18 protein-coding genes and 2 riboswitches are annotated in these 21,322 nt (G+C 73.2%); of the genes, 10 read left to right on the forward strand and 8 right to left on the reverse strand.

The features are described 5' to 3' along the window. Positions 1-174 precede the first annotated feature (174 nt). The 5 genes from OG689_RS29625 to OG689_RS29645 all read right to left on the reverse strand — a co-directional run bounded on the left by OG689_RS29625 (position 175) and on the right by OG689_RS29645 (position 5,000). A complete protein-coding gene (locus tag OG689_RS29625) occupies positions 175-546 on the reverse strand; it encodes a GntR family transcriptional regulator (protein WP_266323917.1) in 372 nt (123 codons plus the stop codon). 121 nt (positions 547-667) lie between these two features. Next, positions 668-2,326, reverse strand: a complete 1,659-nt coding sequence (locus tag OG689_RS29630; RefSeq protein ID WP_266323918.1) for a ubiquinol-cytochrome c reductase cytochrome b subunit — start codon at positions 2,324-2,326, stop codon at positions 668-670. Further along, positions 2,323-3,378 (reverse strand): Rieske 2Fe-2S domain-containing protein, encoded by a 1,056-nt coding sequence (locus OG689_RS29635; protein ID WP_266323919.1) that lies wholly within the window; start codon positions 3,376-3,378, stop codon positions 2,323-2,325. Before OG689_RS29635 ends, OG689_RS29630 begins: the two co-directional genes overlap by 4 nt. 8 nt (positions 3,379-3,386) lie before the next feature. Beyond that, positions 3,387-4,193, reverse strand: coding sequence for a c-type cytochrome (locus OG689_RS29640; RefSeq protein ID WP_266323920.1), 807 nt, complete (start codon positions 4,191-4,193; stop codon positions 3,387-3,389). 186 nt (positions 4,194-4,379) lie between these two features. After that, positions 4,380-5,000 (reverse strand): heme-copper oxidase subunit III, encoded by a 621-nt coding sequence (locus tag OG689_RS29645; RefSeq protein WP_266323921.1) that lies wholly within the window; start codon positions 4,998-5,000, stop codon positions 4,380-4,382. 436 nt (positions 5,001-5,436) lie between these two features. Between OG689_RS29645 and OG689_RS29650 the strand changes: the two genes are divergently transcribed. From OG689_RS29650 to OG689_RS29660, 3 genes are all read left to right on the forward strand, one after another. Continuing rightward, complete coding sequence (locus OG689_RS29650; protein WP_266323922.1) at positions 5,437-5,862, forward strand: hypothetical protein; 426 nt, start codon at positions 5,437-5,439, stop codon at positions 5,860-5,862. 308 nt (positions 5,863-6,170) lie between these two features. Beyond that, on the forward strand, positions 6,171-7,247 hold the full coding sequence (trpD, locus tag OG689_RS29655; protein ID WP_266323923.1) for an anthranilate phosphoribosyltransferase: 1,077 nt from the start codon (positions 6,171-6,173) through the stop codon (positions 7,245-7,247). A gap of 257 nt (positions 7,248-7,504) precedes the next feature. Further along, positions 7,505-7,622, forward strand: a riboswitch (SAM riboswitch). A gap of 52 nt (positions 7,623-7,674) precedes the next feature. Beyond that, the gene (locus tag OG689_RS29660; protein ID WP_266323924.1) at positions 7,675-9,039 is read left to right on the forward strand and encodes an aminotransferase class V-fold PLP-dependent enzyme; all 1,365 of its coding nucleotides are present in this window, start codon (positions 7,675-7,677) and stop codon (positions 9,037-9,039) included. A gap of 111 nt (positions 9,040-9,150) precedes the next feature. On the opposite strand, the gene OG689_RS29665 is transcribed toward OG689_RS29660, so the two are convergent. Together OG689_RS29665 and OG689_RS29670 are read right to left on the reverse strand one after the other, a co-directional pair. Beyond that, positions 9,151-9,432 carry an Lrp/AsnC ligand binding domain-containing protein gene (locus OG689_RS29665; protein ID WP_266323925.1) on the reverse strand — a complete coding sequence of 94 codons (282 nt, stop codon included), beginning with the start codon at positions 9,430-9,432 and terminating at the stop codon, positions 9,151-9,153. Positions 9,433-9,551: 119 nt separating this feature from the next. Beyond that, complete coding sequence (locus OG689_RS29670; protein WP_266323926.1) at positions 9,552-10,370, reverse strand: rhomboid family intramembrane serine protease; 819 nt, start codon at positions 10,368-10,370, stop codon at positions 9,552-9,554. Positions 10,371-10,573: 203 nt separating this feature from the next. On the opposite strand from OG689_RS29670, the gene OG689_RS29675 reads away from it, so the two are divergent. The 6 genes from OG689_RS29675 (at position 10,574) to OG689_RS29700 (ending at position 18,400) form a co-directional block, all read left to right on the forward strand. After that, a complete protein-coding gene (locus OG689_RS29675) occupies positions 10,574-10,831 on the forward strand; it encodes a hypothetical protein (protein WP_266323927.1) in 258 nt (85 codons plus the stop codon). 431 nt (positions 10,832-11,262) lie between these two features. Further along, positions 11,263-12,624, forward strand: a complete 1,362-nt coding sequence (locus tag OG689_RS29680) for an NYN domain-containing protein (RefSeq protein ID WP_266327507.1) — start codon at positions 11,263-11,265, stop codon at positions 12,622-12,624. A 294-nt stretch (positions 12,625-12,918) separates the two neighbouring features. Next, on the forward strand, positions 12,919-13,953 hold the full coding sequence (locus OG689_RS29685; protein ID WP_266323928.1) for an NlpC/P60 family protein: 1,035 nt from the start codon (positions 12,919-12,921) through the stop codon (positions 13,951-13,953). Positions 13,954-14,470: 517 nt separating this feature from the next. Then, positions 14,471-14,647, forward strand: a riboswitch (cyclic di-AMP (ydaO/yuaA leader). A gap of 61 nt (positions 14,648-14,708) precedes the next feature. Then, a complete protein-coding gene (locus tag OG689_RS29690; protein WP_323189335.1) occupies positions 14,709-15,782 on the forward strand; it encodes an NlpC/P60 family protein in 1,074 nt (357 codons plus the stop codon). A 243-nt stretch (positions 15,783-16,025) separates the two neighbouring features. After that, positions 16,026-17,090: an NlpC/P60 family protein gene (locus OG689_RS29695; RefSeq protein WP_266323930.1), complete on the forward strand. Its 1,065-nt coding sequence runs from the start codon at positions 16,026-16,028 to the stop codon at positions 17,088-17,090. Positions 17,091-17,173: 83 nt separating this feature from the next. Further along, positions 17,174-18,400, forward strand: coding sequence for a hypothetical protein (locus OG689_RS29700; protein ID WP_266323931.1), 1,227 nt, complete (start codon positions 17,174-17,176; stop codon positions 18,398-18,400). Positions 18,401-18,467: 67 nt separating this feature from the next. On the opposite strand, the gene OG689_RS29705 is transcribed toward OG689_RS29700, so the two are convergent. Next, the gene (locus OG689_RS29705; RefSeq protein WP_266323932.1) at positions 18,468-19,877 is read right to left on the reverse strand and encodes a glycosyltransferase 87 family protein; all 1,410 of its coding nucleotides are present in this window, start codon (positions 19,875-19,877) and stop codon (positions 18,468-18,470) included. Positions 19,878-20,118: 241 nt separating this feature from the next. Between OG689_RS29705 and OG689_RS29710 the strand changes: the two genes are divergently transcribed. Further along, positions 20,119-21,255, forward strand: a complete 1,137-nt coding sequence (locus tag OG689_RS29710; protein WP_266323933.1) for a glycosyltransferase family 4 protein — start codon at positions 20,119-20,121, stop codon at positions 21,253-21,255. Positions 21,256-21,322: the final 67 nt, after the last annotated feature.

Genomic DNA, 21,322 nt, shown 5'->3' on the forward strand with positions numbered 1-21,322 from the left:
AAGCAGCAGACAGGTGAGGCCCTCGTCCTGCGGGTCCGAGCGTCGCAGCGGGGTGAAGATCTCCGCTGCGACGCCTCCCCATCGTCACGCAGGACACTCTCGATCGAGGGCCATGCCCGCAGCCGGGCCAGCGGGGCCCCCTCGGCCCGCCTCCGCGCACCGACCGGCAAAGCTCTACGAGGCCTCGTAGGCCATCCGCAGTGCCGTCGCGACCGCCGCCTCGGCGTCCGCCCGGGGGACGCCGAGGCGGCGGGCCCGCTCCGCATACTCGGTGGCGGCGGCGGCCGTGAGGCGGTGGGCGGTGTCCCCGGTGGCGGCGATCAGGGTGCCGCGTCGGCCGTGCGTCTCGACCACGCCCTCCGCCTCCAGCTCCCGGTAGGCCCGGGCGACGGTGTTCGCGGCCAGCCCGAGCCGCTCGGCCAGCGCCCGTACGGTGGGCAGCTTCAGGCCGGTGGGCAGCTCGCCGCTGCGGGCCTGCTCGGCGATCTGGGACCGGATCTGCTCGTACGGGGGAGTGGCGGCATCGGGGTCGACGGACAACTGCACGAGGGCTCCTGACGGGCGGTGGGACGGTACGGAAGGTGGGACGGTCCGGAAAAGCCCGAGGGCCGCCGACCAGGGAAGTCTGGTCAGCGGCCCTCGGGGGTGACGCGGGGTGCGTACGGGATCAGTGGTGGCCGTGGCCGCTGGTGATCTCGTGGTGCTCCTCGGCGGTCGGCTTGGCGATCTGGCTGCCTTCGCCGTAGAAGCCGCGGGAGAGCTTGGCACGGGTCTTGGTGAGGACGCCGGTCTTGGCGGCGACACCGTTCTCGTCCACCTCGGCGGGCAGCTCCATCGGGAGGGGCTGCTCGTGCGCGGTGAGCTTGTGCAGCTTGTCCTGCGGGAGCTGCGCGTGGATCTCGACGAACTCGCCGTGCGGCAGGCGCTTGATGACGCCGGTCTCGCGGCCGTGCAGCACCTTCTCCCGGTCACGGCGCTGGAGGCCGAGGCACCAGCGCTTGGTGATCACGAAGGTGATCACCGGGAGGACGAAGAAGGCCACCCGGACGAAGTACGTGATGTCGTTGATCGACAGGTGCAGGTGGGTCGCGATCAGGTCGTTGCCACCACCGATCAGCAGCACCAGGTACAGGCTGATCCAGGCCGCGCCGAGGCCGGTGCGGACCGGGGCGTTGCGCGGGCGGTCCAGGATGTGGTGCTCGCGCTTGTCACCGCTGACCCAGGACTCGATGAACGGGTAGACCGCGATGACGGCCAGCACCAGCGGGAAGACCATCAGCGGCACGAACACACCCATGTTCAGGGTGTGGCCCCAGGCGCGGATCTCCCAGCCCGGCATGATGCGGATCAGGCCCTCGGAGAAGCCCATGTACCAGTCCGGCTGGGCGTCGGTCGACACCTGGTCGGGGCGGTACGGGCCGTACGCCCAGATCGGGTTGACGGTCGCGATCGCGGCCATCGCCGAGATGATGCCGAAGACCAGGAAGAAGAAGCCACCGGCCTTCGCCATGTAGACCGGCATCAGCGGCATGCCGACGACGTTCTTCTCGGTCTTGCCCGGTCCGGCCCACTGGGTGTGCTTGTGGTAGAAGACCAGGATCAGGTGCGCCACCAGCAGACCCACCATCACACCCGGGATGAGCAGGATGTGGATGGTGAAGAAGCGCGGAATGATTTCCGTGCCCGGGAACTGCCCGCCGAACAGGAAGAACTGGAGGTAGGTGCCCACCAGCGGGACGGCCAGGACCGCGCCCTCCATGAAGCGGACGCCCGTACCGGAGAGCAGGTCGTCCGGCAGCGAGTAGCCCATGAAGCCGTCGAACATGCCCAGGAAGAGCAGCAGGAACCCGAAGATCCAGTTGACCTCACGGGGCTTGCGGAACGCGCCGGTGAAGAACACGCGCATCATGTGCACGAGCATCGCGGCGACGAACACGATCGCGGCCCAGTGGTGGATCTGGCGGATCAGCAGACCGCCGCGGACATCGAAGCTGATGTCCATCGTGGAGGCGTAGGCCTCCGACATCCTGATGCCGTTCAGCGGGGCGTAGGAGCCGTGGTAGACGACCTCGCCCATGCTCGGGTTGAAGAAGAGCGTCAGGTAGACGCCCGTCAGGATGATGATGATGAAGGTGTAGAGGCAGATCTCACCGAGCATGAAGGACCAGTGGTCCGGGAAGATCTTGCGCAGGTTGGCCTTGGCGAGGGAGTAGATCCCCAGCCGGCCGTCCGCCCAGTCCGCTACCGCCTCGGCCTTGTTGGCGGGCTTTTCGCGGGTGCTGGCCGGCTTGGACGCGCCACGGGTGGCGCTGTTCGCGGCACTCATGAGCGCTCCCAGAAACTCGGGCCGACGGGCTCCGCGAAGTCGCCGGTGGCGACCAGGAAGCCCTCTTCGTTGGTGGTGATCTTGAGCTGCGGCAGCGGGTGGCCGGCCGGGCCGAAGATCACGCGGGCGCCGTCGGCCAGGTCGAAGGTCGACTGGTGGCAGGGGCACAGCGCGTGGTGCGTCTGCTGCTCGTAGAGGCTGATCGGGCAGCCGACGTGCGTGCAGATCTTGGAGTAGGCCAGGATGCCCTCGAAGCCGAGCTCCGCGGAGTCCTTGTCCTTGATGTTCTCCGGGGCGATCCGGACGAGCATCAGCGCGTCCTTGGCGATCTGCTGCTGGAAGAACTCGTCGTCCTCCTCCAGGCCCTCGGGCTTGGCGAAGGTCAGCGAGCCGACGACGATGTCCTCGGCCTTCATCGGCTTGTTGGTGTTCATGTTGACCAGCGGCAGCGGGTGCTCCGGCGTGGCCAGGTCCCAGCCGGTGTGCTGCAGCTTGTCCTCGGGCAGCGGGCCCAGGTCGCGCAGCAGCACCACACCCGACAGCGGGACGAGCGCCATCGAGCCGATCAGGGTGTTGCGGATCATCTTGCGGCGGCCGAAGCCGGACTCGGCGGCGCCGGTCTTGAACTGCTCGATGACGTCCGCGCGGACCTCGTCGTCAGCCTCGATCGGGTGCCGCTCCGCCGGGAGCTCGTGGTCCGACATCAGCGTGCGGGCCCAGTGGACCGCGCCCGCGCCGATGCAGAACAGCGCCACCCCGAGGGTCAGGCCGAGCGCGAAGTTCAGCGCGCTGACGTGGCCCAGCGGGAAGATGTAGACGATCTTGTCTGCGTCGATCGCCACGTAGGAGGCGATGAAGCCCACGGTGGCGAGCATCGACACGACGAACATCAGCGAGACCTGGCGCTCGGCGCGCTTGGCCGCCCGCTCGTCGATGTCGGTGCGACGCGGTTCGTGGGCCGGCAGGCCCGGGTCGGCGAACGGGTCACCGTGCGTGGCGACCTCGTGCTGCCCTGCGGAGCCGTGCGACTCCGGGAGCTTGTCTTCTGACATGTCGTGGCTCATGACTTCCGGGCCTTGGTGGTGTGGGCGGCGACCCAGATCGCGACCGCGATGAGCACGCCGAGACCGAAGATCCAACCGAACAGACCCTCGGTCACCGGACCGAGGCTGCCCAGGGTCAGACCACCGGGGTTGGGCTCCTCGTCGAGGTGGCGGACGAAGGCCACGATCTGGCGCTTCTGCTCCTCGGGCATGGTCGTGTCCGGGAAGGAGGGCATGTTCTGCGGGCCGGTCTGCATGGCCTCGTAGATGTGCTTGGCGTCCACACCCTCCAGCGAGGGGGCGTACTTGCCCTGGGTGAGGGCACCACCCTGGCCGGCGAAGTTGTGGCACTGGGCGCAGTTGGTGCGGAACAGCTCGCCGCCCGCAGCCACGTCATCCGGGTTGGTCGAGGTGTACTGCTTCTCGGTCGGCGCCACCGGGCCCGGGCCGAGCGACGCGACGAACGCCGCGAGCTGGTCGATCTCGTGCTGGGAGTAGATGTTCTTCTTCTTCGGCACCTGGGCGCCGGGCTGCTGGGCCGGCATGCGGCCCGTGGCGACCTGGAAGTCGACCGCGGCGGAGCCGACGCCGACCAGGCTCGGACCGTCACTGCTGCCCTCGCCGTTGAGGCCGTGGCAGGAGGAGCAGCCGACCGCGAAGAGCTTCTTGCCCTCGTCGATCGCGAGCGACTGCGCGGCAGTGTCGGCCTGCGCCTTCTCGGCGGGCGCGAACGCGGCGTACAGCCCCCCGGTGGCCGCCAGGGCGAGAAGTAGAACGACCAGCGCCGCCAGTGGGTGGCGCCGTCGTGCGGAGAGCTTTTTCACGGAATAACCCCGGTGTCAGGATCTGGTCGACTGGTGGGTGCGCCCGGCGGCCGGTCTGGCCGGAACGGCAGGCTGCCTGTCTAGGGCTGCGCGCGCGGTCGGTCGGTGGGTGCGTCGTTCACCGGCAGCAGGGTCGTCTTCGGTGAGGGCGCCCCGCGGCCGGCGGCCAGCGACCTGATCAGCTGGTTACTTGATCAGGTAGATGGTCGCGAACAGGCCGATCCACACGACGTCGACGAAGTGCCAGTAGTACGACACCACGATGGCGGCCGTGGCCTGCTCGTGCGTGAAGCGCTTGGCAGCGTACGTGCGCCCCAGGACCAGCAGGAAGGCGATCAGACCGCCCGTCACGTGCATACCGTGGAAGCCGGTGGTCAGGTAGAACACCGTGCCGTACGGGTCGGAGGACAGCGACAGGCCGTCCTTCTTGACCAGCTCGGTGTACTCGAAGATCTGGCCGCCGATGAAGATCGCGCCCATCACGAAGGTGATGACGAACCACGAGCGGAGCTTCTTCACGTCACCGCGCTCGGCGGCGAAGACGCCGAGCTGGCAGGTCAGCGAGGAGAGCACCAGGATCGTGGTGTTGACGGAGGAGAAGGGCACGTTGAGCGCGTGCGCCTTCTCGCTCCAGAACTCCGGCCCCTTCACGGAGCGGAGAGTGAAGTACATCGCGAAGAGGGCCGCGAAGAACATCAACTCGGAACTCAGCCAGACGATCGTTCCGACGCTGACCATGTTCGGCCGGTTGACCGATCCGTGCGCGTGCCCGGTTTCTACTGCTGTTGCTGTCGCCACGACGGACATTATGTCGGTCCCTTATTCCGTCTTCACGCCGGGGGGTCTCCCTCGGAGTGTCCGGTGCGTGCGATATGCCCCGTTGGGGGCCGTGAGCGGGTCCGGCGGGCCGGTCGGCGCGGCTATGTCCGTTTTCTGACGGTTGTTCGGGCCTCCGGGGGCTCGCCGGATGACCCCGAGCACTCCTTTGCCCTGCGTGTCGGGGGCTCCGCCGTCCACCGGGTCGGCTAGCGGTCCGCCGTACGGGTGGTCTGTGCGCGTCAGGGTGACGCGGTGCCCCCGGGCGGGTGACGGTTCAGCGCGGCGCCTTGGAACCGGCGCCGTCCGGTCCGCCCGCCGATCTCCTCGGCGGGATCGCGCGGGAGGGGCTCCACGGCGGGTGATCGGGAGTAGCATCCGGAAGAGGTGGACGTGGTCCGGATCACATTTGAGGGAGCAGGGCCCCATGGCGCACACGACCGACGAGACGCTCACCGTCCTCGTCTACAGCGATGACCGCAACACCCGCGAGCAGGTGCGGACGGCCCTCGGCCGGCGCCCGGCCGCGGATCTTCCCGAGCTCGAGTACCTGGAGTGCGCGACCACGCCCGCGGTGCTCCGCGCACTGGAGAAGGGCGGGGTGGACCTCTGCGTCCTGGACGGCGAGGCCGTCCCGGCCGGCGGCCTGGGCCTGGGCCGCCAGCTCAAGGACGAGATCTACGGCTGCCCGCCCGTGCTGGTGCTGATCGGCCGGCCGCAGGACTCCTGGCTGGCCGCCTGGAGCCGGGCCGACGCCGCCATCTCCCACCCGGTGGATCCGGTGGCGCTGGCCGAGGCCGCCGCCACCCTGCTCCGCAACCGGATCGCGGGCCGGACCCCGGCCACCCACTGACGGTCGGGCCGGGTGCGTCCCGGCGCCCGCCCCCGAACGGCCCGGCGCCCGCCGCCGTCCGGGGGCGGGCGCCGGTTGCCGTCGGTGTCCGTCCCTCCCCGTGCGCTGCGGCGCGGCCGCCCCGGCCGGCGGTCCGGAGCATGCCTCGGCTCGGGTGCCGCTCTCCTTGGAACCTCTTCTCCAGTACGGCTGTCTCAGTACTAGAGAAGAGGTGTGAAGGCATGGGCGGCCGTGCCTCGCCGCTGGATAGGCTGGCCTCCTGGTCCCCGGAGCCCTTCCGGCAACACCGACGAGAGCTGGAGTCAGCCATGGTGAACGCGCACCCTGCGAACGGCGGCAACGACCCCGTGCAGGTGGTCCGCGTCTGGCCGGATCTCCTGTCCGCGCTGCTGAGGGGTGAGGACCTCACCCAGGACGACACGGCCTGGGCGATGGACCAGATCATGACCGGTGCGGCGAGCCCCGCGCAGGTGGCCGGCTTCATGGTGGCGCTGCGGGCCAAGGGCGAGACGGTCGACGAGATCACCGGCCTGGTCGACGCGATGTACGCGCACGCCGAGCCGCTGCACATCCCCGGCCCGGCCGTCGACATCGTGGGCACCGGCGGTGACCGTGCCAAGACCGTCAACATCTCCACCATGTCGGCGATCGTCGCGGCCGCCGCGGGCGCCAAGGTGGTCAAGCACGGCAACCGCGCCGCCTCCTCGGCGAGCGGCTCCTCGGACGTGCTGGAGAAGCTCGGCATCAGACTCGACCTGCGGGCCGCGCGGGTCGCCGAGATCGCCGACGAGGTCGGCCTGACCTTCTGCTTCGCGGCGAAGTTCCACCCGGCCATGCGGCACGCCGCCACCGCCCGGGCCGAGCTCGGCGTACCGACGGCCTTCAACATCCTCGGCCCGCTCACCAACCCGGCCCGGGTGACCGCCCACGCGGTCGGCTGCTTCGACACCCGGCTGGCCGGGCTGATCGCCGGCGTGCTGGCCCGGCGCGGCTCCACCGCCCTCGTCTTCCGCGGCGACGACGGCCTGGACGAGCTGACCATCTCCACCACCTCGCGGGTCTGGATCGTGCAGGGCGGCGTGGTCACCGAGACCTCCTTCGACCCGCGCGAGGTCGGCATCGAGCTGGTCGGCCTCGAAGCGCTGCGCGGGGCGGACGCCGCCTACAACGCGGACGTCGCGCGCCGGCTGCTGGCCGGGGAGCCCGGACCCGTCCGGGACGCCGTCCTGCTGAACACCGCGGCCGCGCTGGTGGCGCTGGACCTCACCGAGGCGCCGCTGGCCGAGCAGCTCGCGGCCGGGATGGAGCGGGCCGCCGAGGCGGTCGACTCGGGTGCGGCGCAGTCGCTGCTGAAGCACTGGGCCGAGGCCAGCAGCCGGCCCTGACCGGCCCGCCGACCGGACGGCGACCACCCGGGCGGCGACCGGCCACCGATCAGTGACACCTCGCCCGGCCGAGGCCAGCCGTCGGCGCGCGTCCGGGAGCCGGACCGCTCAGGTGGCCACAGCCGGGCCGGCGCCCAGGCGTTCGAGGCCCGCGGAGCATTGCTGCGCGGGCCTTCGCCCTGCCCCGGCGCCCGTCCGCGTCCACATACCGGACTGCTGTTTGACCACCAGGCGGGCGCCGCCTAGAGTCTTCGCCAGGTCATGAGTGACAGCGACAAGCCCCAGCTTGCTGTCCGGCAACCCTCCGTCCGTGGCGGGGTGCCCTGGGTGAGGACCGGGTCACGCGGCAGTCCGTCCGCGTGGCAAGCGCGGACCACCGGTGTATTTCGGCACTCCCGGGGTCCTGACCTCAGAGGAGTGCATCCCCATGTCTGTGACCACCGATCTCTGCGCCCCGCTCGCCGTCCTCGGCCACGACGTCCAGGTCCCGCTGGTCAACGGCGAGAAGGTGGCCTACGCCGCCCTCGACTACGCCGCCAGCTCCCCGGCGCTCCAGCGGGTCTGGGACGACGTCGCCGCCTACGCCCCCTACTACGGCAGCGTGCACCGCGGCGCCGGCTACCTCTCGCAGCTCTCCACCGACCTGTTCGAGCAGAGCCGCCGCACCGTCGAGGAGTTCCTCGACCTGCGCGAGGGCGACCAGGTGGTCTTCACCCGCGCCACCACCGACTCGCTGAACCTGCTGGCGGGCGCGCTGCCGGCCGGCACCCGGGTCTTCGTCTTCGAGACCGAGCACCACGCCTCGCTGCTGCCCTGGCGCCGCGAGGGCCTGACCGTCGACTACCTGCGCGCCCCCCGCTCGCACGCCGAGGCGGTCGCCGCGCTGGACGAGGCGCTGGCCGGCGCGGGCGAGGGCCCGAAGCTGTTCTGCGTCACCGGCGCCTCCAACGTCACCGGCGAGCTGTGGCCGGTCGCCGAGCTCGCCCGCACCGCCCACCGGTACGGCGCCCGGATCGTCCTGGACGCCGCCCAGCTCGCGCCGCACCACCGGGTCTCGGTCCGCGAGCTGGACGTGGACTGGGTCGCCTTCTCCGGCCACAAGCTGTACGCGCCGTTCGGCTCGGGCGTGCTGGCCGGCCGCAGCGACTGGCTGGACGCCGCGGAGCCGTACCTGGCCGGCGGCGGCGCCACCCGCACCGTGGCCCGTGAGGTGGACGGCTCGGTCGCCGTCGAGTGGAACTCCGGCCCGGCCCGGCACGAGGCCGGCTCCCCGAACGTGATCGGCGCCTACGCCGTCGCCGCGGCCTGCCGGGCGCTGACCGAGGCCGGCTTCGACGCGCTGGAGGCCCGTGAGCAGCAGCTGATCGCCCGCCTCAAGGCCGGCCTGGCCGAGATCCCCGAGGTCAAGGTGCTCAGCCTGTTCGGTGAGGACTCCGCCCGGGTGGGCGTGCTCTCCTTCGTCGTCCAGGGCTGGAACAGCTCGCACTTCTCGGCGGCGCTCTCCGCCGAGTACGGCATCGGCGTGCGCGACGGGCTGTTCTGTGCCCACCCGCTGGTGCGCACCCTGCTCGGTGGCGAGGAGGCCACGCCGTCCGAGTGCGGCGCGCCGGAGGCCTCGCTGCCCGGCGAGCGCAGTCTGAACGCGATCCGGGTCAGCTTCGGCGCCGGCACCCCGGACGAGCACCTGGACCGGTTCCTGACCGCCGTCCGCGAGCTGGTCACCGACGGCGCGGCCTGGAACTACCGCAGCGAGGGCGGCCGCTGCGTCGCCGACACCCGCCGGGCCGGCTGACCGCGGGAGCCACCCGGCCGGAGCGGTCCGGCCGGGTGCCGGGGGCGGCCTGGGAGCCCGGCCACCCGCCCGGCCGGCTCTCCCGGCCGCCTGAGCCGCGTGGGTCGCCGGCTACTCGCCCAGGCCGAGGGCGAAGGCGGCCTCCAGGTCGTGCTGGGAGTACGTACGGAAGGCGATCTGGGTCTCGGTGTGCTCCACGCCCGGCACCTTGTTGAGCTGACCGGGGATCACGTCCGCCAGGTCGTCGTGCCGGCGCACCCGGACCATCGCCACCAGGTCGTACCCACCGGTCACCGAGTAGACCTCGCTGACACCCTCGATGGCCGTGATCGCCTCGGCGATCTCCGGGATGCGGTCGACGGTGGTCTTGATCAGGACGATGGCGGTGATCACTCTGCTGCTCCTTTGTGGGGTGCGGCCAGCGTAGCCGCCGCCCCGCCCGCCGTCAGTGCGCCCGCGCGGCCCGGCGATCGGGCGACCCGGCGGCCCCGGGCCGGTCCGGGGCCGCCGGCTCAGCCGGTCCGGCGCAGGCGGGGGCGGCGCCACGGCGAGCGCGGGTAGGCGGCCCAGGTGAAGAGGAAGCCCGCCGTGAAGCCGATCACGTGCACCAGGTACGCCACGCTGCCCGGGCCCGGCGGCTGCCCGCCGCCGTCCAGGCCGGTGGAGCGCACCGACCACCACTGCAGGGCGAACCAGAGGCCCAGCACCAGCCAGGCGGGGAAGCGCAGCGGCAGGAACAGGAACAGCGGCACCAGCGTGGTCACCCGGGCCCTCGGGTACAGCCGCAGGTAGCCGCCGAGCACGGCCGCGATCGCCCCCGAGGCGCCGATCAGCACCCGGTCCGATCCAACCGAGTGCGCCTGCGCCAGCGCGTAGCCGTAGGTGGCGAGGGCGCCGGCCGCCAGGTAGAAGAGCAGGAAGCGGACCCGCCCGAGGCGCTCCTCCACGCCGGTGCCGAAGACGTAGAGGAACAGCATGTTGCCGAGCAGGTGAAGCCAGCCGGCGTGCAGGAACAGCGAGCTGAGCACCGAGAGCGCCGGGGACTTGCCCGGCGTGGGGGCCAGCACGCAGCCCGGCGGCTGGACGATCCGCCCGGCCGTCAGCGGACGGTGCTCCAGCAGTTCTGCCGGCACCGCCCCCCAGCGCTGTTCGAAGCGCTGCTCGGCGCAGATCCGGGCCTGGCCGGTGCCGAACAGCGGGTTGAGGCCGGCCGCCGGGCCGAGCAGGAACACCAGCGTGTTGAGGGCGATCAGGGCGTACGTGACGACCGGTGCGGGGACGGCCGGACGCCCGTCCCGCGCACCGGTGTGGTCGAGGACCGGGATCGCCATGCCGGGGAGCATTCCTCGGGCGCGCGGCGGCGACACCGCGCTGTACTGCGTGTGGGTGACCGGGAGGCGATCCGGACCGGTGACGAGCGAGGACGGCCCAGGCAATAGGCTTGGCCCGGGCATTCCCCGCCTCCCGCCGCCGACGCCGGGCTCCGGGGGGAGCGCCTCCCGCCCAGACCAGGGAACTGCCGAGAGGACCCCCGATGACCGTCCCCGCCCTGACCGCCGAGACCCGTTGGCGCTGCACGCTGTGCGGCAATCTGACCCGCTTCGACGTGACCCGCACCGCGAAGGTCGTCGAGTACCTGCACTTCGACCTGGCGGGCGACTCCAAGGTCGAGGAGACCGAGGTGCTGGCCGAGACCGTCGAGTCGGTGCGCTGCCGCTGGTGCAACGCGGTGGACCAGGTCGAGCTGGTGGACCGCCCGGGTGCCGAGGCCGAGGCCGCCGAGCAGGCCTGACCCGCCGAGCAGGACCGACCCACCGGCCGGGGCCGATCATCCCGGCCCGGGGGTCGGTCGGCCGGGCCGGCCCCGGGGACACCGCCCGGGGCCCCGGCGGCCCGGGCGCCCCTCGCGGGCCGGGCGCCCCTCAGCCGCGGGAGTGTGGCGTGGCGCGGGGTGGGGCACCGTACAGGGACAATTGCAGAGAGCGGTGAGTTTCAGGGCAGCGGCAGCCGGCCGTGAGCACTCCGCAGAACAGGATCGGAGCCGAGGACGTGGTGGACGCAGCGAGGGAGCCCGCCGGACCGCAGGGGCGGCCGCCCGCTGTGGACGCCCGGCCCCCGGACGCGGTCGAGGCCGTCCCGGCCGGTGCTGAGACCACGGACGGGGACATCGCCCCGGACGCCGACCCGGCCGTGCCCGCGGCCGGCGCGGACACCGGCGCCGACCTGGCCGAGGGCGGGGCGCCCCCGGGCGAGGACGACGCGGAGGCACGGACGGTCGAGCAGCTCGACCGCCCGCTGCCCGAGGGCGTCCGCCGCCGGGTGGTCGGTATCGCCGCCGACGCGCTGGGCGGCCTGCCGGTCGCCGAACTGCCGCTCTCGCTCCGCCAGTACGCCAAGTTCACGCCGGCCCGGCGGGCCAAGTACGCGGCCACGGCGCTGGCCGCCGCGCTGGAGTCCGAGCCCGCGTTCCGGGTGCGGATAGCGGACCGGCTGAGGCTGGGCCAGCCCGACCTGGTGAAGGCGCTGGAGGCCGGCACCGTGCCCGGCGCCGCCGACCCGATGGACGTCGCCACCGCCGCCTACCTGCTGCGCCCGCACGGCTGGGCCCGGCTGGTCGAGCAGGCGGGGGAGCTCGCCGAGCGGGCCGGCGCCGAGGGCGCGGCCGCCGAGTCGGCCCGGCTGGCCGAGAAGCTGCAGGCGGAACTGGCCGAGCTGCGAGCCGCCGCGCGGACCGACCTCGAGCGCCAGCGCGCCGAGTCGGAGAGCGTGCGCAAGGAGGCGGAGTCGCTGCGTAAGAAGGTGCGCTCGCTGGAGAGCGACACCCGGCGGGCGCAGGCCGAGACCCGCAAGCTGGCCGCCGAACTGGAGGCGCTGCGCGGCTCGTCGACCGCCGAGCGCAGCGCCGCCGACAGCGAGGCCCGGCGGCTCAAGCACCGGATCTCCGAACTGGAGACGGCGGTCGAGCACGGCCGGCGCTCGGCCCGCGAGGGGCGCAGCGTGGAGGACATGCGGCTGCGGCTGCTGCTCGACACCGTCCTGCAGTCGGCGCAGGGGCTGCAGCGGGAGCTGGCGCTGCCGGTCGCCCGGATCCACCCGGCCGACCTGGTGGAGGCGGTGGAGCCGGCCTCGGCCTCGCCGCACGACGTGGCCCGCCGGGCGCTCGCCGAGGACGATCCGGCGCTGCTGGACCAGCTGCTGGCGATCCCGCAGGTCCATCTGGTGGTGGACGGCTACAACGTCACCAAGACCGGCTACCCCTCGCTGCCGCTGGAACAGCAGCGGATCCGGCTGCTCGGCGGGCTGGCGATGCTGGCGCAGCGCACCCAGGCGGAGGTCACCTGCGTCTTCGACGGCCAGGACCTCGACGTCCCGGTGATCATGGCGCCGCCCCGCGGGGTCAGGGTGCGGTTCAGCCGGACGGGGGAGACGGCGGACGAGCTGATCCGCCGGCTGGTGCGGGCCGAGCCGCAGGGGCGGCCGGTGGTGGTGGTCTCCACCGACCGGGAGGTCGCGGACGGCGTGCGCAACGCCGGCGCGCGCCCGGTGGCCTCCGTCCTGCTGCTCAACCGGCTGGCCCGGGCCTGAGCCGGGCCGGTCCGCTGCCGGCCGAACGCCTGGGCGGCGGTCCCGGGCCCCGTGGGGGGTGCGGGCCGGCGCGTCGGGCGGCCCGGGGCCCGGATGCCGGGCGGCCGGCCTTGACAGCTGGTCAGGGCCTGGACGGCGGGAGTGTGTGGGTCAGGTGAATTCCCGGCCGAGGCCTCAAGTTGGTGGCCCTGCGGGAGTGGCGGAATGCGCTGATCTTCACTAGGGTCTGGCGTCAAACCTATTTTCCGGATACTCACTCGTTCGGGTGAGCCCGCAGGAAGAAGGAGCCGGTCCTTGGCCTCCCACCGCCGTCCGAAGCAGCCGAGCCGCGCGCGGGTGACCGTGCTCACCGCTGCCGCCGCGACCGCGGTCGCCCTGTCCGCCCAGATGAGCGCGCACGCCGCGCCCACCACGCCCTCCAAGAAGGAGGACGTGAAGGCGCAGGTCGACAAGCTCAACGAGGAGCAGGAGCAGGCCGCCGAGCGCTACAACGGCGCCAAGGAGCGGGCCGACCAGCTTCGCAAGCAGGCGGACCAGATCCAGGACCAGGTGGCCCGGGGCCAGGACCAGATGACCCACCTTCAGGCGGGCCTGGCCGAGGTGGCGGGCGAGCAGTACCGCACCGGCGGCATCGACCCGTCCGTCCAGCTGATGCTCGCCTCGGACCCGTCCGGCTACCTCCAGCAGGCGACCAGCGTCCAGCAGGCCACCTCCAGCCAGGCGGAGGCGCTGAAGGGTCTGCAGGACCAGCAGCGCCGGCTCGACCAGCAGAAGATCGAGGCCGCGGCAATCCTCTCCTCGCTGGACGAGACCACCCGGGACCTGAACCAGGCCAAGGCGGACGTCAACAAGAAGCTCCAGGAGGCGAACGCGCTGCTGAACTCGCTCAGCGCCGCGGACCGCGCCTCGGTGGTCCAGGGCGACGGCCGCGCCTCCCGCGACTCCGTCCGGGTGGACCTCGGCTCGCTGCCGCAGGCCGCCGGTTACGCCGGTGTCGCCGTGGCCAACGCGATGAGCAAGCAGGGTGCCAGGTACGTCTGGGGCGCCACCGGGCCGAGCACCTTCGACTGCTCGGGCCTGATGGTGTGGGCGTACGGCCAGGCCGGCGTCTCGCTGCCGCGCACCTCGCAGTCCCAGGGCAACGTCGGCGTGCGCGTGCCCTCGCTCGCCGAGGCCCAGCCGGGCGACCTGGTCGTCTACGGCTCCGACCGCCACCACGTCGGGATGTACATCGGCAACGGGCTGGTGGTGCACGCGCCGCACACCGGCGACGTGGTCAAGGTGATGAAGGCCGACGCGATGCCGATCAACACCATCCGCCGGGTCTGACGCACCGGGAGGCGCGGGCCGGGCGCGGTTAGCGCCCGGCCCCCTCGCCGTCCGGGCCGAGCGGGCCGGGCCCCGGGTGCGGGGGGTCACCTGATGCGTCCGGGCGCGGCGAGCGTCGGACCGCCGGGGCGGGCGGTGCCGTAGGGACTCCCGGGAGCGGGTGAGGTCCTGCCGAACGGGCGACAACGGGCCCATTTCGGACATTTGTTGATTGTTTGCCACCTTCGACATGCCCGGGCGCCCCGACATCCCGCTGTGATCTGGAACACGTGCCCCCGGGGTCCCTGGCGACCACATGATGAAAAACCATCAGCCCAGGGTGGACGGATGGTCACATCCGGTCATAATCACAATCGAACTTGGGTGGAGTTCCAACTTTTTTCCTACAACGATTTGAACGGATCACGGTTTCGTTACTAGGGTCATGCCTCGAACCACCGCGCAGTCGATCACCCAGCCTGGGTGGCGGCGGGGGTTACCGCCGAGTCCGAGAAGCAGCACGGGCAGTCAACTGCCCGACGGGGAAGCCCCTCCGGGGGAGCTGTGGAACGGAGCCGGGGAACCACGTTCCTCGGGGTGAATCGGCGCCAGGTCGGCCGGTCGTCGTGAGACGTCGGGCCGGTGAGGCGTCGTAGGGCATCTCTTCCAGCCCGAACCCGTCAGCTCACCCGGTAGGCGGCCGTAGGAAGAAGGAGTCCGCCTTCGTGGCGTCCCATCGTCGTCCCAAGCCCGCCGGTCGTGCCCGAGTTTCGATCATGACTGCTGCCGCTGCCGCCGCCGTGGCCCTGTCCGCCCAGGCCGGCGCCCACGCCGACCCGGTGCAGACCAAGGACCAGGTCAAGGAGCAGGTCGACCAGCTCAACGAGCAGGCCGAGGTCGCCACCGAGGCCTACAACGGTGCGCAGGCCAAGCAGCAGGACCTGCAGAAGCAGGTCGGCGAGATCCAGGACCGGGTGGCGCGCCAGCAGGCCCAGGTGACCGATCTCCAGGGCGGCCTCGCCGAGATCGCGGCGGAGCAGTACCGCAACGGCGGCATCTCGCCGACCGTCCAGCTGATGCTCTCCACCAGCCCGGACAACTTCCTCAACCAGGCCGGTTCGATCAACCAGGCCGGTGACTCGCAGAGCAACGCGCTGAAGGAGCTCCAGGCCCAGCAGCGCAAGCTGGACCAGGACAAGTCCGAGGCGCAGGGCAAGCTCGCCGAGCTGGACACCACCACCCAGCAGCTCAAGGCCAGCAAGGACGAGGTCCAGGGCAAGCTCGCCAAGGCGCAGCAGCTGCTCAACACGCTGACCGAGCAGGAGCGCGAGGCGCTGAAGGCCGCCGAGGCCAAGGCCGCCGCGGACGCCAAGGCGAAGGCCGACGCCGCCAAGGCGCAGACCGACCGCGCCTCCCGCGACACCACCCGCAGCCCGCTCAGCAGCGGTGGTTCGACCGCGGCCGCCTCCACCCCGGCGCCCTCGAGCGTCCCGGCCAGCGGCCGGGCCGCCGCCGCCATCGCCGCCGCCGAGACCAAGCTCGGTGCCCCGTACGTGTACGGCGCCACCGGCCCGAACTCCTTCGACTGCTCGGGCTTCACCGGCTGGGCCTACGCCCAGGCCAACGTGTCGCTGCCGCGCACCTCGCAGGCGCAGGCCTCGGCCGGCAAGCGGATCGGCACCAACATCGCCGACGCGCAGCCCGGCGACCTCATCATCTACTACGGCGGCATGACCCACGTGGGCCTCTACGTGGGTGGCGGCCAGATCATCCACGCCCCGCACACGGGTGCGAACGTCCGCTACGAGTCCGCGACCGTGATGCCGATCTCGGCCATCGTCCGGATCTGACGCGGCCCGCGCCGCAGCTTCGCCGGCTCCTTCCGCAGGCCCGGCCCCGGTTCGTCCGGGGGCCGGGCCTGCGGCGTTCCGGCTGCCCGAGCTGATGTCCGATTGGGGGTCAAATATTCGGGTTGGGAGGGGTTTGGACTCGGTCGCGAGGACTCGCTAACGTCTGCCCCCGGACCTCCGCTCGGACGGTCGCCCACTCCGGGCGGCGGCGGTGGCCCGGCCGCAGGAATGGAGCCGCGCCGCATGGCGATGCACCGCCGTCACCCACTGCCAGGTGTGCACACGCTGGTCCGCGCGCTGGTGCTCACCGCCGCCGCCGGCACCGCGCTGGGTGTTGCGGCCGGCGGCAGCGCCTTCGCCGCCCCCGGCGTGCCTGACGGACCGCCGGACCGCAAGGACGTCAAGGCCCAGGTCGACCAGATCTACGACGAGGCCGAGCAGGCCTCGGAGAAGTACAACGCCGCACTGGAGTACCAGCGCCGGCTGCTCGGTGAGAGCGGCGCCCTCCAGCAGCAGGTGGCGGCCGGCCAGGAGGAGCTCAACCGGCTGCACGGCGAACTCGCCACCGTCGCCGCGGCCCAGTACCGGGCCGGCGGGATCGGCCCGACCGCGCAGCTGATGCTCGCCTCCGACCCGGAGGGCTACCTGTCCCGGGCCCGCAGCCTGGACCAGGTCGCCGAGCGGCAGAGCGAGACCCTGCGCGAGGTGGCCGAGCGGCAACGCCGGCTGGACCAGCGCCGCAGCGAGGCCACCGCCAAGCTCGCCGAGCTGGAGGAGGCCCGCCGGGCGCTGGCCGACAACAAGGAGCAGATCCAGCAGCGCCTGACCGAGGCCCAGCGGCTGCTGAACAGCCTCGGCGTGGCCGGCCGGACCCGGCTGGCCGCCCAGGACGCCCGGGACGCCGAGCAGCGGGCCACCCGGGGCACCGACCGGCTGGACCTCGGCACCGCCCCGCCGGCCTCGGACCGTGCCGCCGCCGCGCTGGCCGCCGCCGTCACCAGGATCGGCTCCCCGTACGTGTACGGGGCGAGCGGGCCCGGCGCGTTCGACTGCTCGGGTCTGATGTACTGGAGCTGGCGGCAGGCCGGCGTGAGCCTGCCGCGGACCTCGCAGGGCCAGGCGCGCGCGGGACAGCGGGTCGCCCTGGCCGATGCACGACCGGGAGACCTGGTGATCTTCTACGGGGACAGGCACCACGTCGGCATGTACGCCGGCGGCGGCGTCGTCGTGCACGCCCCCTACCCCGGCGCGCGGGTCCGCTACGAGAGCGTCAACGCGATGCCGGTCACCGAGGTGGTCCGGCTCTGAGCCCTCCCCGGCCGCTCCAGGCGGACCTCACCCGCGACCTGCCGCGCGACCTGCCCCGTGCAGCCGGCGGGGCGGGTCGCCGTGTGCTGTCCCGGCGCGGTGCGCTGCTGCTGGCCGCCGGCGGCCTGGCCCAGCTCTCGCTGCCGCCCGCCACCGCCGCCCGCCCCGCCGCGGCGCGGGGTCCCGGCGCCGCCGAGCTGTCGGCGCTGCTCGCCGCCCGTGCCGACGCGGTGCGTACCCACGACCCGGCGGCCGCCGCCGCGGGCAGCACCACGGCCGGCCGCCCGGCCGCCGCTGAGCTGCTGGCCAGGACCGCCGCCGTACCGCTGGCCGCACTGGCCTACCGGGTCACCTCCACCGGCCCGCCGGACGCCGCCGGCCGGGTGACCGCACGGGCCGAGCTGGCGGTCCGGATCGCCGGCTACGACGAGTACCCCGCGTTGTTCTCCCGGCGGCTGGAGCTGGCCGGGGAGGCCGGCGCCTGGCGGGTCGGGCGGGAGGAGCCGGACGGCGGCGCCGTGCCGCTCTGGGACCTGGGCGCCGTCGAGGCCGCCGCCGGCGCGCACTGCCTGGTGCTGGCCACGTCCGGCGGCGCCGTCCGGCCGGCCGCACTGGTGGAGGTCGCCGACCGGGCGGTTTCGGCGGTCGGCGCGGTCTGGGGCGGGGACTGGGCCGGCCGGCTGCTGCTGGAGCTGCCGGCCGGGCAGGAGCAGTTCGCCCGGCTGCTGGACGTCCCGCCGGCCGACTGGGCGGACATGGCGGCCGTCACCACCGCCGCGGCCGGCGCCCCCTCGCACACCCCGGCCGACCGCGTCCTGGTCAACCCCGAGGCGTACACCAGGCTGAGCGAGCTCGGCCGGCAGGTCGTCACCACCCACGAGGCCACCCACGTCGCCACCCGGGCCGACACCCGGCCCTGGACCCCGCTCTGGCTCTCCGAGGGCGCCGCGGACTGGACCGGCTACCTGGGCACCGGCCGCACCGCCCGGCAGATCGCCCCCGAACTCGCCCGCGACGTCGCCGCCGGGCGGGTGCCCGCCGCACTGCCCGCCGACGCGGACTTCACCGCCGGGGCGGCGGGCATCGCCCAGGCGTACGAGCTGTCCTGGCTGGCCTGCGACCTGATCGCCGCCCGGTACGGGCCGCAGCGGCTGGTCGCCTTCTACCGGGCGGTGGCCGCGGCGGGCCCCGGCCCGGACCGCGAGGCACGGCTCGACCAGGTGCTGCGGACGGAGCTGGGCACCGGGCTGGACGACTTCACGGCGCGCTGGAGGGACGAGATACGCACCCGGCTCTCCGGCACCGGCTGAGGCGGCGTGGAGCCGTCGGCCGGGCACACCGGGCCCGGAGCCGCGGGAGCGCCCGAGGGCCGGCCGGTCAGCGCTCGGCGCCGGCGTGCGGACGGTCGATGCCGTCCAGCAGGTCCTGCTCGTAGGCGATGCCCGGGCGTACGGGGTAGGCCGGGTTGGCGGTCAGCTCCAGCGGGGCCGGCAGCACCACGGTGGGGGCCAGGGTGGCCGGGGTCCGGCTGGAGCGCCACAGGCGCACGCAGGACAGCACGGCGGCCACCAGCAGCAGCAGGTTGCGCAGCCCCAGGACGACGACGCCCCAGGTGTGGCTGGCGGTGACCTGGCCGAACAGCAGCGGGAACTCCAGCATGGTCAGCGGGGTGGCGAGCAGCACCAGCACCGCCACCGGGCGCTGGCTGGTCGCGCGGACGCTCAGACAGACCGCGGCCACACCCACCAGCCAGACCATGTACTGCGGGCTGATCACCCGGCTGGTCACGGTGAACACCAGCAGCGCGGCGAGCGCCGCGTCGTACGTGGTGGCCGCGGTGCGGCGCTTCGCGGTGAGCCGCCAGAACAGCAGCCAGGCGAAGCCGGCCAGGGTGCCGGCCACCATCACCTTGGAGATGACGTCGACCCAGGGCCCGAGCATCTCGGTGGAGCCGTAGTTCATCTTCACCTGGCCGTCCCAGGTCCCGGCCATCCGCGCGAAGTGCAGCGGCATCGCGCCCAGCGACTCCACCTCGATACCGCGGTCCTTCTGGAACTTCAGGAACTCGAAGGCGCCGTTCATGCCGGCCGCCAGCAGGAAGCCGAGGCTGCCCGCGGTGGCCGCCGCCGAGGTCCAGGAGCGCCGGGTGCGCCGGCCGGCCGGGGTGCCGATCAGGGCCAGCAGCGGCCAGACCTTGATGATGCCGCCCAGGCCCAGCAGCAGCCCGCCGATCGCCGGGCGCCGCAGCAGGGCCAGCAGCCCGGCCACCGCCAGCGCGGTGACCAGCAGGTCGTACCGGTTGTAGATCATCGGGCCGAGCAGCGGCACGCCGGCCACCCAGACCCAGGCGCCGCTGTAGCTGCGGCCGGGCCGCACGCCCGCGCGCATCAGCAGGCCCATCGAGAGGGCGTCCACCACACCGCAGATCACCCAGAAGGAGACCAGGTAGGACCAGGGCAGCAGGCCCGGGAGCATGATCACCAGGGCGGCGCCGGGCGGGTACTGCCAGGTCACGTCGTCCAGCGGGAAGGTCCCGGTCTGCAGCACGCCGTACCAGCCGTGGTAGATCACCGAGACGTCCGCGGTGATGTCCCCGCCCAGCCTGAGCACGCCGGTGACCATCAGCAGCAGCAGAGCCCGGGAGGCCAGCCAGCCCGCCCCCAGTGCCCACAGTGCCCCGCCGGCCGGTCGCGGCCGCCCGGGGGCCTGGGGGGTCGCGGCGGGCGCGGCCTCGGCGCCGTCGGCGCTGCCGGATCTGCCGGGCGTACCGGCCGGGGCCAACTCCACTGCGCTCCCTCGTTCGTCTCGCGTTCGTCTCCAGGTCCCGCCGCAGGCGCCGCGCCGACGCCGGGGCACCTGCGGCCGGCGCTGGAACCAGCCGACCGGGGCCCACCTGTACCTAGGACGGACCCGGGGGGGAAACGGTTGCCGTACGCGGTTCCGTTCCCGGCGGGTCGTGGTGGTGACCTATCGTACGGATCACCGAGCGGTACACCGAGCACCCCCCGACCGAGCGAGCCGTGGCCCGATGCACAAGACCTTGATCGTCACCAACGACTTCCCGCCGAGGCCCGGCGGTATCCAGGCGTTCGTCCACAACATGGCGGTGCGTCAGCCCGCCGGGAGCGTGGTGGTCTACGCCTCCACCTGGCGGGACGGCGAGGAGTGCGCCCGGTTCGACGCCGAGCAGCCCTTCGAGGTGATCCGCGACCGGACGAAGGTGATGGTTCCCACACCCCGGGTCACCCGCCGGGCCGCCGAGATCCTCAAGGCGGAGAACTGCGACTCGGTCTGGTTCGGCGCGGCCGCCCCGCTCGGCCTGATGGCGCCCGCGCTGCGCCGCGCCGGCGCCGGACGCCTGCTCGGGATGACCCATGGGCACGAGGCGGCCTGGGCCCAGCTGCCCGGCTCCCGGCAGCTGCTGCGCCGGATCGGCGCCGGCACCGACACCCTGACCTACCTCGGCGAGTACACCCGCTCCCGGATCGCCGCCGCGGTCGGCCCGGAGGCCGCCGCCCGGATGGTGCAGCTGCCGCCGGGCGTGGACGAGCAGACCTTCCACCCGGACTCCGGCGGCGCCGAGCTGCGCCGCGAACTGGGCCTGGCCGACCGCCCGGTGGTGGTCTGCGTCTCGCGGCTGGTGCCGCGCAAGGGGCAGGACACCCTGATCGAGGCGATGCCGCAGATCCTCGCGGACGTGCCGGACGCCGTGCTGCTGATCGTCGGCGACGGCCCCTACCGGAAGGACCTGGAGCGGCTGGTCGACGCCCGGGGCGTACGCGCCTCGGTGCGGTTCACCGGCGCCGTGCCCTGGTCACAGCTGCCCGCGCACTACGGCGCCGGGGACGTCTTCGCGATGCCCTGCCGCACCCGGCGCGGCGGGCTGGACGTCGAGGGCCTCGGCATCGTCTACCTGGAGGCCTCGGCGACCGGCCTGCCGGTGGTGGCCGGCGACTCCGGCGGCGCCCCGGACGCCGTCCTGGAGGGCGAGACGGGGTACGTGGTTCCCGGCCGCTCGGCGCCGGACGTGGCGGAGCGGATCGTGCGGCTGCTGAACGACGAGGAGCTGCGCCGCAGCCTGGGCGAGGCCGGCCGCCGCTGGGTCGACCGCTCCTGGCGCTGGGACCTGCTGGCCGGACGGTTGACCTCGTTGCTGGCCTCCTGAGCGGCGGGGGCCCGGCGGCGGCCTCCCCGCGGCCTCCCGGCGGCGGGTCGGCCGGCCGGGGGACGGC

The organism is Kitasatospora sp. NBC_00240, from assembly GCF_026342405.1.
GTDB lineage: Bacteria > Actinomycetota > Actinomycetes > Streptomycetales > Streptomycetaceae > Kitasatospora.

What these genes read in the sequence shown, in the direction of transcription:
- trpD (WP_266323923.1), top strand. Translation starts at nt 6,171, where the DNA reads ATGGTGAACGCGCACCCTGCGAACGGCGGCAACGACCCCGTGCAGGTG.
- OG689_RS29695 (WP_266323930.1), top strand. Translation starts at nt 16,026, where the DNA reads ATGGCGATGCACCGCCGTCACCCACTGCCAGGTGTGCACACGCTGGTC.
- OG689_RS29710 (WP_266323933.1), top strand. Translation starts at nt 20,119, where the DNA reads ATGCACAAGACCTTGATCGTCACCAACGACTTCCCGCCGAGGCCCGGC.
- OG689_RS29650 (WP_266323922.1), top strand. Translation starts at nt 5,437, where the DNA reads ATGGCGCACACGACCGACGAGACGCTCACCGTCCTCGTCTACAGCGAT.
- OG689_RS29675 (WP_266323927.1), top strand. Translation starts at nt 10,574, where the DNA reads ATGACCGTCCCCGCCCTGACCGCCGAGACCCGTTGGCGCTGCACGCTG.
- OG689_RS29635 (WP_266323919.1), bottom strand. Translation starts at nt 3,378, where the DNA reads ATGTCAGAAGACAAGCTCCCGGAGTCGCACGGCTCCGCAGGGCAGCAC.
- OG689_RS29645 (WP_266323921.1), bottom strand. Translation starts at nt 5,000, where the DNA reads ATGTCCGTCGTGGCGACAGCAACAGCAGTAGAAACCGGGCACGCGCAC.
- OG689_RS29670 (WP_266323926.1), bottom strand. Translation starts at nt 10,370, where the DNA reads ATGGCGATCCCGGTCCTCGACCACACCGGTGCGCGGGACGGGCGTCCG.
- OG689_RS29630 (WP_266323918.1), bottom strand. Translation starts at nt 2,326, where the DNA reads ATGAGTGCCGCGAACAGCGCCACCCGTGGCGCGTCCAAGCCGGCCAGC.
- OG689_RS29660 (WP_266323924.1), top strand. Translation starts at nt 7,675, where the DNA reads ATGTCTGTGACCACCGATCTCTGCGCCCCGCTCGCCGTCCTCGGCCAC.
- OG689_RS29690 (WP_323189335.1), top strand. Translation starts at nt 14,709, where the DNA reads ATGACTGCTGCCGCTGCCGCCGCCGTGGCCCTGTCCGCCCAGGCCGGC.